The sequence below is a fragment of the Planctomycetota bacterium genome, from assembly GCA_016235865.1.
Lineage (GTDB): Bacteria > Planctomycetota > MHYJ01 > JACQXL01 > JACQXL01 > JACRIK01.
Window position 1 is genome coordinate 57,596 of record JACRIK010000030.1, and the last position, 13,566, is coordinate 71,161.

General features: G+C 50.2%; 14 protein-coding genes and 1 tRNA gene. 6 read left to right on the top strand and 9 right to left on the bottom strand.

Translation table 11 applies throughout. The annotated features are described in order from the left end of the window. Nucleotides 1-6 precede the first annotated feature (6 nt). Nucleotides 7-726 (bottom strand): MotA/TolQ/ExbB proton channel family protein, encoded by a 720-nt coding sequence (locus HZA49_09730; protein ID MBI5779717.1) that lies wholly within the window; start codon nt 724-726, stop codon nt 7-9. 159 nt (nt 727-885) lie between these two features. Here HZA49_09730 and HZA49_09735 point away from each other — a divergent pair, with 159 nt between their 5' ends. Next, nucleotides 886-1,320: a hypothetical protein gene (locus tag HZA49_09735; GenBank protein ID MBI5779718.1), complete on the top strand. Its 435-nt coding sequence runs from the start codon at nt 886-888 to the stop codon at nt 1,318-1,320. 36 nt (nt 1,321-1,356) lie between these two features. Here the strand turns inward: HZA49_09735 and HZA49_09740 are convergent, their stop codons facing one another. From HZA49_09740 to HZA49_09750, 3 genes are all read right to left on the bottom strand, one after another. Next, complete coding sequence (locus tag HZA49_09740) at nt 1,357-2,271, bottom strand: TIGR01212 family radical SAM protein (protein ID MBI5779719.1); 915 nt, start codon at nt 2,269-2,271, stop codon at nt 1,357-1,359. Between the two features lie 166 nt (nt 2,272-2,437). Continuing rightward, nucleotides 2,438-3,745 carry a M20 family metallo-hydrolase gene (locus HZA49_09745; protein MBI5779720.1) on the bottom strand — a complete coding sequence of 436 codons (1,308 nt, stop codon included), beginning with the start codon at nt 3,743-3,745 and terminating at the stop codon, nt 2,438-2,440. 103 nt (nt 3,746-3,848) lie between these two features. After that, complete coding sequence (locus HZA49_09750) at nt 3,849-5,828, bottom strand: oligopeptide transporter, OPT family (protein MBI5779721.1); 1,980 nt, start codon at nt 5,826-5,828, stop codon at nt 3,849-3,851. A gap of 71 nt (nt 5,829-5,899) precedes the next feature. On the opposite strand from HZA49_09750, the gene tatA reads away from it, so the two are divergent. After that, nucleotides 5,900-6,103 carry a twin-arginine translocase TatA/TatE family subunit gene (gene tatA, locus HZA49_09755; protein ID MBI5779722.1) on the top strand — a complete coding sequence of 68 codons (204 nt, stop codon included), beginning with the start codon at nt 5,900-5,902 and terminating at the stop codon, nt 6,101-6,103. A gap of 100 nt (nt 6,104-6,203) precedes the next feature. After that, nucleotides 6,204-6,280 (top strand) — tRNA-Val (locus tag HZA49_09760). Nucleotide 6,281: 1 nt separating this feature from the next. On the opposite strand, the gene HZA49_09765 is transcribed toward HZA49_09760, so the two are convergent. Both HZA49_09765 and HZA49_09770 read right to left on the bottom strand, forming a co-directional pair. Then, nucleotides 6,282-7,262 (bottom strand): hypothetical protein, encoded by a 981-nt coding sequence (locus HZA49_09765; protein MBI5779723.1) that lies wholly within the window; start codon nt 7,260-7,262, stop codon nt 6,282-6,284. Further along, nucleotides 7,263-7,691, bottom strand: a complete 429-nt coding sequence (locus HZA49_09770) for a hypothetical protein (protein MBI5779724.1) — start codon at nt 7,689-7,691, stop codon at nt 7,263-7,265. It lies immediately after the preceding gene. A gap of 109 nt (nt 7,692-7,800) precedes the next feature. On the opposite strand from HZA49_09770, the gene HZA49_09775 reads away from it, so the two are divergent. After that, nucleotides 7,801-8,835 carry a DUF362 domain-containing protein gene (locus HZA49_09775; GenBank protein ID MBI5779725.1) on the top strand — a complete coding sequence of 345 codons (1,035 nt, stop codon included), beginning with the start codon at nt 7,801-7,803 and terminating at the stop codon, nt 8,833-8,835. On the opposite strand, the gene dapF is transcribed toward HZA49_09775, so the two are convergent. The 3 genes from dapF to HZA49_09790 form a co-directional block, all read right to left on the bottom strand. Next, complete coding sequence (gene dapF, locus HZA49_09780) at nt 8,832-9,620, bottom strand: diaminopimelate epimerase (protein ID MBI5779726.1); 789 nt, start codon at nt 9,618-9,620, stop codon at nt 8,832-8,834. The genes HZA49_09775 and dapF overlap by 4 nt on opposite strands. 17 nt (nt 9,621-9,637) lie before the next feature. Then, complete coding sequence (locus HZA49_09785; protein MBI5779727.1) at nt 9,638-10,000, bottom strand: STAS domain-containing protein; 363 nt, start codon at nt 9,998-10,000, stop codon at nt 9,638-9,640. A gap of 131 nt (nt 10,001-10,131) precedes the next feature. Next, nucleotides 10,132-11,484: an MATE family efflux transporter gene (locus tag HZA49_09790; GenBank protein ID MBI5779728.1), complete on the bottom strand. Its 1,353-nt coding sequence runs from the start codon at nt 11,482-11,484 to the stop codon at nt 10,132-10,134. Nucleotides 11,485-11,660: 176 nt separating this feature from the next. On the opposite strand from HZA49_09790, the gene tsaB reads away from it, so the two are divergent. Together tsaB and alr are read left to right on the top strand one after the other, a co-directional pair. Continuing rightward, nucleotides 11,661-12,389: a tRNA (adenosine(37)-N6)-threonylcarbamoyltransferase complex dimerization subunit type 1 TsaB gene (tsaB, locus tag HZA49_09795; protein ID MBI5779729.1), complete on the top strand. Its 729-nt coding sequence runs from the start codon at nt 11,661-11,663 to the stop codon at nt 12,387-12,389. Then, entirely contained in the window at nt 12,390-13,520 is a 1,131-nt protein-coding gene (gene alr, locus HZA49_09800) for an alanine racemase (GenBank protein ID MBI5779730.1), read from the top strand. Nucleotides 13,521-13,566 lie beyond the last annotated feature (46 nt).

Sequence of the window (13,566 nt, forward strand, 5' to 3'; positions counted from 1 at the left end):
ATAATACTATGTTCGGAACCTGGATATTATTTTTTCAGCTATGATATTCAATTCGAGGATATAATAATTAATCCTGTTCTTGTTCAGGAAGTAGAAAAAGACAGCGACAAGCAAGGCCAGAATACCCAGGCATATGGATACCAATGATTCCTCGATGCCCTGTGCCAAAGCAGCAGGGGATGGAGAACACATTGTCTTCAAGACCCCGAAAGTTGCCAGTATGCCCAGGACGGTGCCTAATGTTCCAATGATAGCTGAGAGCGTGGCAATAAACAGGTATTTATTCGGGGCGTTGGCAATTTTGAAGGTGTGTTTTTGCAGTGTTCCATCCATTGCGCTGGCAATGGCGTTCGTATCCTTGGTATCCATATCAAACCCGGCCTTGACGATTTCAGCCAGATGGGCATCGGTGGCCTGGCATAGCTCTAATACCTTAACATGGTCGCCACTTGATAGCAGTTCATCTAATTTAGATGCGGTTTGCGGTGATGCCATGTTTCCTGTGCGGAACTTAAAGAAATCCATAATGCCATATACAATCGCATTAAAACCCAGGAAGGCGAGGATATAGCTGTAAATACCGCCGGCCTTGAACAGGTCCATTAATGTAGTCTCCCGCCATCCTTCGTGGGGCTCCGGCTTGGTTAACCAGTAAGTACAAAACATTATACCGATTATTGCAAAGAAGATTAAAATTTGCTGTCCTATAAATCTTGTCTTGTTCATCTCATTCCTCCTTTTGTTTGGCGTTTAGTTGGAATCTGTGAATAATTCTGGCGTTAATCAATGATGCTACTCTTAAGATGGATAATTTAATACACTATTTCTTCTTGCTTTGTCAAGACAATCAGTGGCTATTCTTTTCTGGCCTCTAACATCAGGGCTTTGTTAGTTAACACCAGGGTTTTGTTAGTCAACAACGGGGCTTTGTTAGTCAACAACGGGGCAGTTGTGACTACAATCAGGGCAGTTGGACATACAATCGTGGCAGTTGGACATACAATCGGGCCAGTTGGACATACAATCGGGCCAGTTGGACATACAACCAGGGCAGTTGGACATACAATCGGGGCAGTTGGACATACAATCGGGGCAGTTGGACATACAACCAGGGCAGTTGGACATACAATCGGGGCAGTTGGACATACAACCAGGGCAGTTGGACATACAATCAGAACAGTTGTATATACAACTGGAGCAGTTGGACAGGGGTTAAAATCACCTGAAGATGATATAACCTATATAAAATATAGAGTTATGATAAAAATGGCGCTAAAGACGCTCCAGCCAGTGGGGGACAATAGTTACAGGCGTTTATAGGGAAATACACACCCCTACCCCTCTTATTAGAGGGGATTAAAACGGGTACTTTTTCCCCTGATAAGAGCCTCTTTTGGTCAATTCCTCTTCAATCATCCTGATAATAGCGCTTTTGCTTACCCCCCATTTGGGGGCAATGAGCAACTCGCCACTCAACTCGCCGGTCAGGCGCATCAGCACCATTTTAGGTGGTAAACGTTCTATGGTATCGCAGACCAGAGGGATGTATTCCTCTAATGTCAGTAGTTTTATGGGTGCTTCCTTATGCATTTTAGCCAGTTGGGTATTCTGCGCCACATAGAGGTGGTGTAGTTTAATGCCATCTACGCCGAAGTCAATCACCTTTTGCACGGATTGGAGCATATCATCTCTGGTCTCGTTCGGCAGTCCCAGAATCAGATGCGCGGCAATGGAGATGTTTCTGCCCTTGGTCCGCTTAACCGCATCCTCAAAATCAGCGTATTTATGGCCCCGATTGATGAATTCCAGTGTCTTGTCGTGAGCGGATTGCAGTCCGTATTCCAGCCAGACGTCATACTTTTTCGTATATCCGGTAATCAGGTCCAGGGTTTTATCCGGGACGCAGTCAGGCCTGGTGCCGATTGACAGCCCGACAATATCCGGGTGGGCTAATGCTTCGTCATAGAGGGCTTTTAGTTTATCAACCGGGCCCAGGGTATTGGTATATGCCTGGAAGTAAATGATGAATTTATCGGCCTTGTGGCGCTGGCGGTAGAAGTCCATGGCCTTGGCGATTTGTTCGCTGATGGGCGGACGGATTGGTAGACGGGCATAGGGACTGAACGAGCGGTTCTCGCAATAGATGCACCCTCCGGTGCGTGTATCAGACGAACGATGCGGACAGGTAAATCCGGCGTCCAGGGCGATTTTGTAGACCTTCAGGCCGGGGAACCTGTCCTTGAGATAGTTCTTAAAGGAATAAAATAACATATATAAAAATAGTATCGGAAATTATAAACACGAATAGCACGAATGGAACGAATCACACGAATGTCATTGCGAGCGGAGCGAAGCAATCTCCATCAGATTACTTCGTCACTTTGTTCCTCGTAATGACATTTTATTCGTCTCATTCGTCGTATTCGTCTGATTCGTGTTAGTATTTTCCCTGGCCGCTTAGTAAATGCGCGAAGACCTTGGTATCGGTAATCATATTCTTAATCAGGCAGTATTCGTTGGGCTGGTGCGCCATTTCACCCAGCGTTGACCAAACCACGGCCGGGTATCCGTGTTGCCGGAAATGGGCCGCAAAGGTTCCGCCGCCGATGCCGACCAGCACCGGCTTCTTGCCGATGACATACTTGATTGATGCGCTGAGCATCTTGACTGCCTGGGCGGACGGGGCAGTGTATGACGACGCTGATTCATTGACCGGCTCTATGGTAATCTTGAGCTTGAACCCAGCCCTTGCGTGCACCCCGCCCTTGCGTGCAAGGGCTGGGTGCAAGGGCTGGGTGAACTTCCTGGCTATTCTGGCGGCTTCCTGCCGGAATATCCGTTTGATATGTTCCGGTTTGTATTTGGGCAATATCCGGCAATCGAAGTAGAAGATATCCTCGCCCGGAATGGTATTGACGTTCTCCACATTGGCGTCTTTTCGGGTCGGCTCAAAGGTGGAGACCGCCGGATTGAATAAGCGGTCTTTGAGTTTGAACTGCCGGTGCAGGACATTATCCAGTTGGCAGAGTAGATGCGCTCCGGCCCGATGGGCATTGATTCCTTTGTGGGGCATCGAGGCGTGGCATTGTTTGCCCTTGATGGTAATCTTGAGCCAGAGAATTGATTTCTCGGCAATCTCAATCTCGCGGCTGTCCGGGCTTCCGCTATCCGGCACGATGATGATATCCTGTTTTCTGAATAGTTTTTTGTTATCCAATAGCCACTGGATGCCGAAATGGCTGCCGGTCTCTTCATCAGCCAGGAATCCCAAGGCGACGTCGTATTCCGGCACCAGATTCAGGTCCTTCATGGCCTTGGCCGCAAAGATAGAGGTGACGATGGCCTGCTGGTTATCCTCGGTGCCTCTGCCGAATACCTTACCATCTTTGACCACGGCTTTATACGGGTCGGTGTGCCAGAGATTCCGGGCGCCGGGCGGGACAATATCAATATGGCTGATGAGCCAGATGGTCTTAGAATGGTTTTTGCCTTTGATACGGGTAATCAGGTTAGGCCGATATCCGCAGGGCGCTGATTTGTCAGGCGCGCGGTATTCTTCGATATTGCTGAAACCCAATTGCTTGAGCGCCTTTTTGAGATACTCGGCCTTTTTCACCTCGCCGATGCCTTTGCTTATCGGTGACAGGGCCGGGATAGCGGTCAGTCCGGCTTGGAGGCGAATCATCTCTGGCTGGAGCTGTTGGATGCGCCTGAATACCTTGTCGATGATGTTGTTGTGTTGCATAGTTGTTCACTCGCTTTCTTGCAGTACAGGAAATTATAAACACGAATAGGACGAATTGAGGCGAATCACACGAATAAGAAATTATCAGTTAAGATTCATATCCCTAAAGGATATTCGTGACATTCGTTTCATTCGTGTTATTCGTGTTCCTCTTTTTCCTGCCTACTTTTATTATCAGTATCAGTCCAATAGTCAGGGCTATAAAGATGCCGAATCCCAATAATGATTCCATTGGCCCGTCCGGGATTTCACCCCTGAGATTAAGTACCTTATCTACTGAAACCGATGCCAGCAGGGCCAGGATGATGCCGACCAGGGCGTCACCGGCTACCAGTCCGGAACTGAACAGGATTCCTTTTTCATTTATCTTCTCGAATTCATCTTTTTTGGTGGTCGTTGATACCAGTCCGGCCACCAGCCCGCCGATGATTATCGGCGCGGACAGGGTAAAGGGCAGGTATAGTCCGATGGCAAACGGCAGTGACGAGATGCCCAGCAGTTCGACGCAGATACCGATAAATATGCCGATGAGCAACAACACCCAGGGCAGTTGCTGCGAGATGACGCCTTTGACGATGATGGACATGAGGGTGGCCTGGGGCGCCTGTAATTTCCCTTCCGGGCCGAGCCCGTATGTTTTTTGCAGGAGCAGGAGCACCCAGGCAATGACCAGGGCCGGGGCCAGGACGCCGATAAACTCCGCAATCTGCTGTTTGTAAGGCGTGGCGCCGACCAGATATCCGGTCTTGAGGTCCTGGGAAATATCGCCGGCCATGCAGACCGCGATGCAGACAATGGCGCCGATAGTCATGGCGATAATCATACTGCTCTGGTCGGTCCAGCCGAATGCCACGAATATCAATGAGACCGCGACCAGGGTGGTGATGGTCATGCCCGATACCGGACTGGAGGACGAGCCGACAATGCCGACAATCCGCGAGGCGACGGTGATGAATAATCCGCCCAGGACCATTATCAGCAATACGCCGACCAAGCCCTTGGGCCAGGATGAGGCGGTGCCGACAGCCGGCTTGTAGAAGACCAGATAAGCGATAGCCGCAATTATGGTCAGGATGGAGATGATGAAGATATATTTGAATTTGATATCTTTATCGGTTCGGCAGACGGTTGATTCTGCCTGCTTGTTGAAGAGTTTGCTGAAACCCTGGCGGATGGAACTGATAACTATAGGCAGTGATTTGAGCAAGCTGACGATACCGCCCAGCAGGACTGCGCCGGCGCCGATGTATCTGATATACACCTTCCAGATGCCCATGGCGTCGAGTTGGTTGATAGGGCTGGTAGCCGGCGGGACAGCTGAAGCCAGATTCGCGCCGATGAACTGAATCATTGGAATCAAGACCAGCCAGCCCAGGACCGCGCCGGCAAACATCAGCGCGGCGATGCGCAGGCCGATGATATAACCAACACCCAGGAGAATCGGCGTGACCTCGGCGCCTAATGTGGTCTGGACCTGAGGATTGTTTGATAATTTCAGGTTGAAGCCGACCACGTCTTTCCAGAGTCCCAAGCCATACATCAGGAATTTATAGAGCCCGCCGATGATGACGCCGCCGAAGACCAGTTTGGCCTTTGAGCCGCCTTCCTGGCCGGCTACCAGAATCTGGGCGCAGGCCGTGCCTTCAGGATAGGGCAGGGTGCAGTGCTCGCGGACTATCAGAAAGCGCCTGAGCGGAATCATAAACAGGATACCCAGGCATCCGCCCAACGCGGACATGATAAATATCTCCAGGATAGAAGGCGCCACGCCTAGGAATATCAGGGCCGGGACGGTGAAGATGATGCCGGCGGCCAGCGATTCGCCGGATGAGCCGATGGTCTGAACCATATTGTTTTCCAGGACCGTGCCCTTGCGCAGGATGCCGCGTAAAATGGCCATAGAGATAACGGCAGCCGGGATAGAGGCCGAGACGGTCATGCCGACCTTCAGTCCGACATAGGCATTGGCCGCGCCGAAGACGACGGACAGGATGATGCCCAGGATGATGGCCCGGACGCTGAATTCGCTGATGGATTGTTCGGCCTTGATATATGGCTGGAAATTATCCTTATTATCTTGCATAGGGGGTAATAATATATTAAATTCTAATGAAAATCAAATTTAATATCAGTAACATTACATGAGGAGGTTTTATGTTAGGATTTTTGCAGAATATCGGGATGACGGAATTGATAGTCATATTAGTAATTTTAGTGTTTCTTTTCGGCGCCACCAAGATACCGCAAATCGCCCGGTCGTTAGGCAAGTCGGCCCATGAATTCAAGAAGGGGATGCGCGAAGGCGACGAAGAGGTAAAGGATAAAAAAGACGAGGACAAGAAAGAAGCTTCTAAGTAAGAACTAAGCGAAGCGTGACCGTGAGCAATCCCCCGAATGCTTTCGGAGGGGATGCGGAACGAACCCGCTACTGCGGGACTGTAACATGCCCACAATACCTGGACGATTAGCTCAGCTGGTTAGAGCGCTTGGATCACACCCAAGAGGTCACAGGTTCGAATCCTGTATCGTCCACCATTCAAAACCACAAAGCCAGACCAAAAGTCGGGCCGTTGAGATTCCTGGTCTTATTATTTATCAGGGAATGATACCCGCCGAATATTTCCAACGAACCGCTGTGCCAGCCGACCGTGGTATCAAAATTGGTGGTTCTGACGTCAGACGGAGAGGCGAAACTGGCCGATGTCCGGATACTCCAGGGCTCGGCCGGGAAATAGTCAGCCCTGACCTGGAATGAACCGCTGCTGTGCACTGTATCAGTCGCATCGGTCAGGAAGGCCAGCCCAAATCCGACCTCGGTAACAAAGTTGGTGTTCGGCGTCAGGCCGATGGTGTTGAAATGGGTGGTAAAGTAGTTCATCGACAATGTATTATTGCTCACCTCTTCCAGGTAATGATTATTCTCCATATCCCAGGTCCAGCTGGAGGGGAACAGGAATTTACCGTATAATCCGTAGGATTTGATGTTACTGTCGATCGTATTGTAGTAGGTCCGGAACTGGAACGCCGTCATATTGCCTGATTCGTTGTCAGTGAAAACATAAATCCCCGGCTGGGGCTGTTGTGGCTGGTTGTACGGGCAGGAACTATAGCGGTAGCCGAAATCGCCGAATATCAGGGCGCTGAAGACATCGCTGAATAAGTCCGCCCAGAACTCGTCCCAGAAATCACCGCCGTCATCGTCATCGCCGTAATAGGTATCGTTATCGTGCGACTTCTTTTCGCGTCCGGAGGTGTCTTTATCCTTATATGGCTCGGAGAATTCCTTTAATTTGCTCTTTTCTTCCGGTTTAGATGGTTTTGGCTTATCTTTGTCGTGTTTGGGTTTTTCCTTGTCCTTATCGCGATTATCATTATGCCCTGATTTTTCCTTATCTTCTTTAGGTGGCTTAGTTTTGTCCGTCTTATTTTTATCCGCTGATATTTCCAGTGAGGGACATATATGGAAAATGGCAAAAAGGCATCCCAGCATTAATAGAATCCTGATATATTTTGTCATCTACTTTCCTTTCCTTCCGTGGCCCGGCGGTCCGTCATCATCGTCGTCCTTGTCTCCCAGGCCGGGCGGCATGTTTTTATCGCGGTTGGGTCTTGACTTCTCCTGGCCGGGCGGAACCCTGAGATGTCCGGGCGGTATCTGGCCGAAGCGGACCGGCAGCCGGTGCGCCTCGATCACGCCCCAGGGACCGTTGTAAGAGTAACTGACATACCATGAGTTATTGGCAAAATAGTACCAGAGATTATCGTAAAAGAAGATATTGACATAGCCCTTGACATAATAGACCTCCGGCACGGTGGCAATGACAATAATCTCAGGCCTGGCCTTGAAGACCGGCGGGACAAATACGGTTACCTCGGCTTGTTTGGCCGGCTTCGCGCACCCGGCCAGGATGATAAGGCAGAACAATATGCTGGATAATCTGGGCATAATAGATTTCTCCCTTCCCTTTAATTATAACAAGCGCTGATTTATCGGTCAAATAAAATCCTGGCTAATAGTATTTGACAAATTGATTTAGATATGTATATTAAACTATATGGAAAGAAGAAGTTTCTTGAGGCTGGTGGCCATCAGCGGCGCCGGGTTATTTATCCTGCCGGACAGATTCAGTCCGGGCCTGTTTGCCGCACCGGCCAAAACCCGGGTGGTGATAATCCGGAATTCCCAGATGAGGAATTCAGAAGGGGAGACCGGCAAGATGGAGGTAAAGCGCACGGTCTACGAGGCGCTCCGTTCGCTTTCAGATGCAGGTTCGGGCGAGGAATTGCTCCAGTCAATCATTTCTCCAAAGGACGTGGTCGGTATCAAGGTTAACGCCTATCTGGGCGATAAGAATAACGCCACCAGGCCAGACGTGGCATACAGTTTGGCGGAATTCCTGATAAAGACAGGCGTCAAGGATAATAACATTATCATCTGGGACCGGGCCGCGGACGAACTGGAGCAGTCCGGTTATGTTATTAAGGACAATAAGGTAGATATCAGGTGTGTTGCCACCAATACCAAACGGGTTCAGCGCCTGAGCAAGCCCATGGCCGGGTTTGACGATAACGCCGTCACGGTCGGTTCAGCTCAGATCAAGGTGTCCAGTATTGCATCCAAGGCCTGCAGTGTTTTGGTGAATATGCCGTCCCTGAGGACATTCAAGTTCAAGGAAAATACCGGTATCAGCAATGCGATAATGAATATGTACGGTGCAGTGGAGATAACCGAGGAGAATACCCAGGCGTTGTATGGCAATGACTGCAATCCGGGCGCGGCTGATATTTATAATATCAAGCCGATTAAGAGCAAGACCAAACTGGTGATTTGCGATGCGATTTACCCGCTGTATAACGGCGGACCGGCCGAAGACCAGCGGTATCACTGGAATTATAACGGCATCATCGCCGGCCTTGACCCGGTAGCGGTTGATATAGTGGCCCAGGGCATCATCCAGAAACATCGCGACAAGGTTTTAGCGGACACGCCTAAATTAAGGTCTGATTATCTGGAAACCTGCGCCGGCAGTAAATATCGCTTGGGAATTGTCGACCTCAAGGAGATAGAGGTCATAGAAAAAGAGATTTAGTTAAGTTTAATATCGCCTTCAAACACCATTTCGGCCGGACCGGCCAGCGAGATTTTACCGCTTTTAAGCTTAGAGATTTCCAGAACTCCGCCCGGCAGGCTGACCTTTACTTTATTATTCCGCAGTTTGCGTGTGGCAATTCCGGCCATAACGGCCGCGCAGGCGCCGGTGCCGCAGGCCAGGGTTTCGCCTACCCCGCGTTCCCAGACCCGCATATCTATCGCGCCTCTGTTCTTCACCCGGACAAACTCCACATTAGTCCTTTGGGGAAACAGGTGATGCCTTTCCAGCAACGGACCGTATTTGGCAACAGGAAATCTGCTTACATCTTCATCAATGAAAACCACGCAATGGGGATTGCCCAACACCACCTTTATTTTTGATGCTGTTATCTTACGTACGGATGATGGAGCAGGTAGGGTGACGCTGACCTTAGCGACTTTATTCCTGTTAATAAGGAGTTTTAGCGGGATATTTCCGCTAAGAGTTTCAATGATGAGTCCGTGTTTATTTGTTAGTCCCTGCTCGAATACCAATTTGCCCAGGCAGCGGATGCCGTTGCCGCACATCTCGGCTTCAGAGCCGTCGGCATTGAATATGCGCATCCTGAAATCGTGATTCTTATGTCGCGCCGGCAACACCAGGATTACGCCGTCCGCGCCAATCCCGGAATGGCGGTCGCATAATCGCCGGATTAGGGGCCGGGTGAATGATGATTGTTCCTTGCCGGATGGGACAAATAGTATGAAATCGTTGCCGATTCCGTGCATCTTGAAGAATTTCATACTGTGCTTAGTAAAGATTATTTTTTAGGCGGCCCGGCCAGTGTTTTTACGGCGTTAGTAATGTTGTCTGCCGTCTGGATAAAGTTGAACAGTCCGAATATCTGCAGCGCCTCCTTGACGGCCGGTTGGGGCTGGACGATGACGACATTGCCGTAGTTTTCCCGGCAGGAGTTGGCTATTTTTATAAAAGACCCGATGCCAGATGACGTAATAATATTCAATCTGGACAGGTCAAAGATAAACCGGTGGGTCCCTTCATCTTGTATTTTGGTTATCGCTTCTCCGAACTGGTCTTCGGTGTTATTGTCCAGGATTCCTTCCAGCCCGATAACCGCGATATCATCCGGCATTTTCATTGTCTTAACCACCAGGTTAGTCATAACTTATCCTTTATCTGTTTTTATGGATAAATAATATGTTAGCATTTTTTAATACGGAGTCAATGAAAATCATTTTCGACTTAATATGCTAATAATATCAGACATCTCAACGGCCGACAAGAAAGTGCCGATTAGAGGGATATTTTTTTCCAGCGTCCGGTTTTATAGATGATATTATAGATGACAGAGCGGATGAGCCAATCAATCGGCATGGTCAGCCAGGCGCCGGCCAATCCCCAATGAAGTATGCTGACAAAAAGGAAGGCGAGCGGCAGGCGAATCAGCCAGACGCCTATGAAATTAATGTAAAGCGGAGTGGTGGTATCTCCGGCGCCCCGGAAGGTCCCCTGGTGTATCATGGCATAGCCCAGGAAGGGCTGTTCGATGGCGGCAATCATCAGGCAGAATATCCCGAGCGTCCGGACATCCGTATCTCCGGTAAAAACGCTGATAATCTGGGATGGAAATAATAAGAACGCCAGTCCCAGAAGTCCCATTATGACCAGGGCGAACCTGATGGATTGCCGGCAGGTCAGGTTTGCCAGGTCAGTTCTTTTGGCGCCCAGATACTGGCCGACCAGCGCTGCAGTTGCCATTGACAGGCCCATTCCGGGCATAAATGATAGGCTTTCTATCCTTAAGATGATATGGTGGGTCGCCAGTGATGCCTGGCCCAAACCGGCCACTATTTTCAGGACGACCAGTCCGCCCATCGAGGTTATCATTGGTTCAAATGCTGCGGGCAGGGCTATCTTTACCATGGTTTTCAGGGTAGCTTTGTTGACCAGCCAGAAATCCTTGATTGATAATTTGACGGCTGATTTCTTTGAGAACAGGAAGGAAAATAATATCAGGCCTTCAATAACCGACGAGCCGAAGGTGGAAATCGCGGCGCCCTTGACCCCCATTTCCGGGAAACCCAGTTTCCCGTAAATCATGATATAGTCGCCGATGATATTGAGGATGTTTGCAAAGATGGTGACCATCAGGGACGTTCTGGTATCGCCGGCGCCCCGGAGTATGGCGGTGGATATGAAGAACAGATAATTCATCACAAAAGCCGACAGGGTAATGGCCAGATAAGTTACCGCCTCTTTGTGGAGGATTGAAGATGCCGGGGTGAAAATAGCCACGATATTCCCGGCCAGTGCCGCGCCAAACAGCGATATTATTCCGCCCAGGATAATTCCGATGGTCAGGGCCGTAACGGCATTAGTTTTGGTTTTGAGCCCGTTTTGTTCTCCGATTGAACGAGCCACCATTGCGGTAGCGGCAATAGGGATACACAACATGGTCAGGCGAATCATCATTGTGATAGGACCGCTCAAGCCCACGGCGGCCAGAGCCGACTGGCTATACCAGCCTAGCATGATGGTGTCGGACAGGAACATGAGCGACATCAGGAGATGCTGGAGCATCACAGGCCAGGCCAGATGTGTCACGGCCCGGCGCACGGCTTTGATGTCTTCCTGGTTTTGTTGCATAAAACTGAATTATATATCAAAGCAATTAACAGGTAAACCCCGCACATAATTATAGTGATAGGTTAACGATGTGCAGTGCATTACTCTGTATCAGCAATATGATATTTTATTAACATTATTTATGTGCGGGGTAAAGTAATTGTTGCATTGTCGGGAATAATGGATATAATAAAGCCATGAAAGTAATCGGCATCGAGACCTCATCCATCCAGGGCGGCGTGTCCATCCTGGAAGAGACGGATAATTCAATAACCTTACAGCGAAGTACGGCGTTCAGGCGCGGCCTGGTTCACGGCAAGCTGCTGGTGCCAGCCCTGGACAAACTGCTTAAAAGGGCGCATTGGCGGAAAGATAAAATAGACCTGGTGGCGGTGGATATCGGGCCCGGCTCTTATACCGGTCTGCGGGTCGGACTGGCGATTGCCAAAACCATGGCCTATGCGCTCAAGACAAAGATTGTCGGGGTAGTTTCACTTGATGTTTTGGTAAGAAATGTTAGTGCCAATGATGTTCATCAATATATCTGCCCGGTAATCGATGCCCGCTGGAACCAGGTCTACACGGCCATATACGAGAAGTCAGCTGATGGCTACAAACGGCGGACGGATTATCTTGCCATAACCCCTGAAGATTTGCTAAAGGTAATCAATAGATACCGGGGGGAAATCCTGTTGTTTGGAGACGGGCTCAGGGCTTACAGCGATATTTTCAAACGGCTGGCCAATCGGGCCGAATTCGCCCCGGAGCATTTATGGCTTCCCAGCGCAGCGAATGTGGCTACCCTGGGATACGAATCGTATCAGTCCGGGAAACGGGATGACCCGATAAAACTGCTGCCTCTTTACCTGCGGCTGACCGAGGCAGAGCTGAACCTGAAATCTTGCAAGAGGAGGACTACAGGATAAATGAAAAAGTATCGCACCTGGTCAGAGGTTAATCTCAAGACGCTGTCGGATAATGTCCGGAACCTGCGCGCCAAGCTCGGCCCTGAGGTCCGGATAATGGTGGTGGTCAAGGCCGACGCCTACGGGCACGGGGCAGTGCCGGTGGGCAAGACCGTGCTGGAGAGCGGCGCCTCCATGCTCGGCGTGGGCGATTCATCCGAAGCCATTGAACTGCGCCAGAGCGGTATCCTGGAGCCAATCCTGATTTTAGGCGCGGTGATTGAGGAGGAAATCGGCTGGATGGTCAGCTACAACATCACGCCGACCATTCACTCAATGGACCTGCTGGAGTTGTTCAATGAGGAGGCCCGGCGCCAGGCCAAGCAGTTCAATATTCATCTCAAGATTGATACCGGTATGAGCCGGCTGGGTTCCACCCCAAAGCGGGCCCTGGAAATAGCCCGTAAGATGGCCGCGTTCCCCAATATAAAATTGGAAGGGGTCTGTTCGCATCTGTCCTGTTCCTCCAACCACAAGGAAAAGAGTTTTACCGAGAAGCAGATAAATTCATTCCGCCAGACCGTGGGAGAAATGGAAAAAGAGATGGGCAGAGCGATTCCCTTAAAGCACATCGCCAATACCGGCGCGATTCTCTGCAACCGCGACGCCTGTTTCAGCATGGTCCGGGCCGGCGGAATCATCTACGGCATCGACCCGGGCAACCTGCGCGAGGTGTCCGACCTGTTCAATCCCATCCTGTCGCTCAAGTCGCAGATTGCTTTCCTGAAGATAGTGCCGACCGGAACGCCGGTTGGCTACGGCCGAACCTACACCACCAAGAAACGCACCAAGATTGCTACCATTCCGATTGGTTACAACGACGGTTATCCTTATCATCTTTCCAATAAAGGATATGTGCTGGTCAACGGCCTGAAGGCGCCGATTATCGGCTCGGTGACCATGGACTATATTATGGTTGACGTGACCGATGTCCAGCAGGTAAAGGTGGGCGATGAGGCCATTCTTATCGGCAAGTCCGCGGACCGGGAAAACCGGATTACGGTTGAGGAATTATCCGCGCTGACCGGCACCTCGCCTTATGTCATTACCTGCGGGCTGGGCAAGCGGGTGAAGAGGATGTATATAACATAATATATGATATACCTCCTTTCTGTGTCATTCCGTGCTTGACGCGGAA

Coding starts and splice junctions, on each gene's coding strand:
- HZA49_09750 (MBI5779721.1), bottom strand. CDS start 5,828: ATGCAAGATAATAAGGATAATTTCCAGCCATATATCAAGGCCGAACAA.
- HZA49_09770 (MBI5779724.1), bottom strand. CDS start 7,691: ATGCCCAGATTATCCAGCATATTGTTCTGCCTTATCATCCTGGCCGGG.
- tatA (MBI5779722.1), top strand. CDS start 5,900: ATGTTAGGATTTTTGCAGAATATCGGGATGACGGAATTGATAGTCATA.
- HZA49_09765 (MBI5779723.1), bottom strand. CDS start 7,262: ATGACAAAATATATCAGGATTCTATTAATGCTGGGATGCCTTTTTGCC.
- HZA49_09745 (MBI5779720.1), bottom strand. CDS start 3,745: ATGCAACACAACAACATCATCGACAAGGTATTCAGGCGCATCCAACAG.
- tsaB (MBI5779729.1), top strand. CDS start 11,661: ATGAAAGTAATCGGCATCGAGACCTCATCCATCCAGGGCGGCGTGTCC.
- alr (MBI5779730.1), top strand. CDS start 12,390: ATGAAAAAGTATCGCACCTGGTCAGAGGTTAATCTCAAGACGCTGTCG.
- HZA49_09730 (MBI5779717.1), bottom strand. CDS start 726: ATGAACAAGACAAGATTTATAGGACAGCAAATTTTAATCTTCTTTGCA.
- HZA49_09775 (MBI5779725.1), top strand. CDS start 7,801: ATGGAAAGAAGAAGTTTCTTGAGGCTGGTGGCCATCAGCGGCGCCGGG.
- HZA49_09740 (MBI5779719.1), bottom strand. CDS start 2,271: ATGTTATTTTATTCCTTTAAGAACTATCTCAAGGACAGGTTCCCCGGC.
- HZA49_09785 (MBI5779727.1), bottom strand. CDS start 10,000: ATGACTAACCTGGTGGTTAAGACAATGAAAATGCCGGATGATATCGCG.
- HZA49_09790 (MBI5779728.1), bottom strand. CDS start 11,484: ATGCAACAAAACCAGGAAGACATCAAAGCCGTGCGCCGGGCCGTGACA.
- dapF (MBI5779726.1), bottom strand. CDS start 9,620: ATGAAATTCTTCAAGATGCACGGAATCGGCAACGATTTCATACTATTT.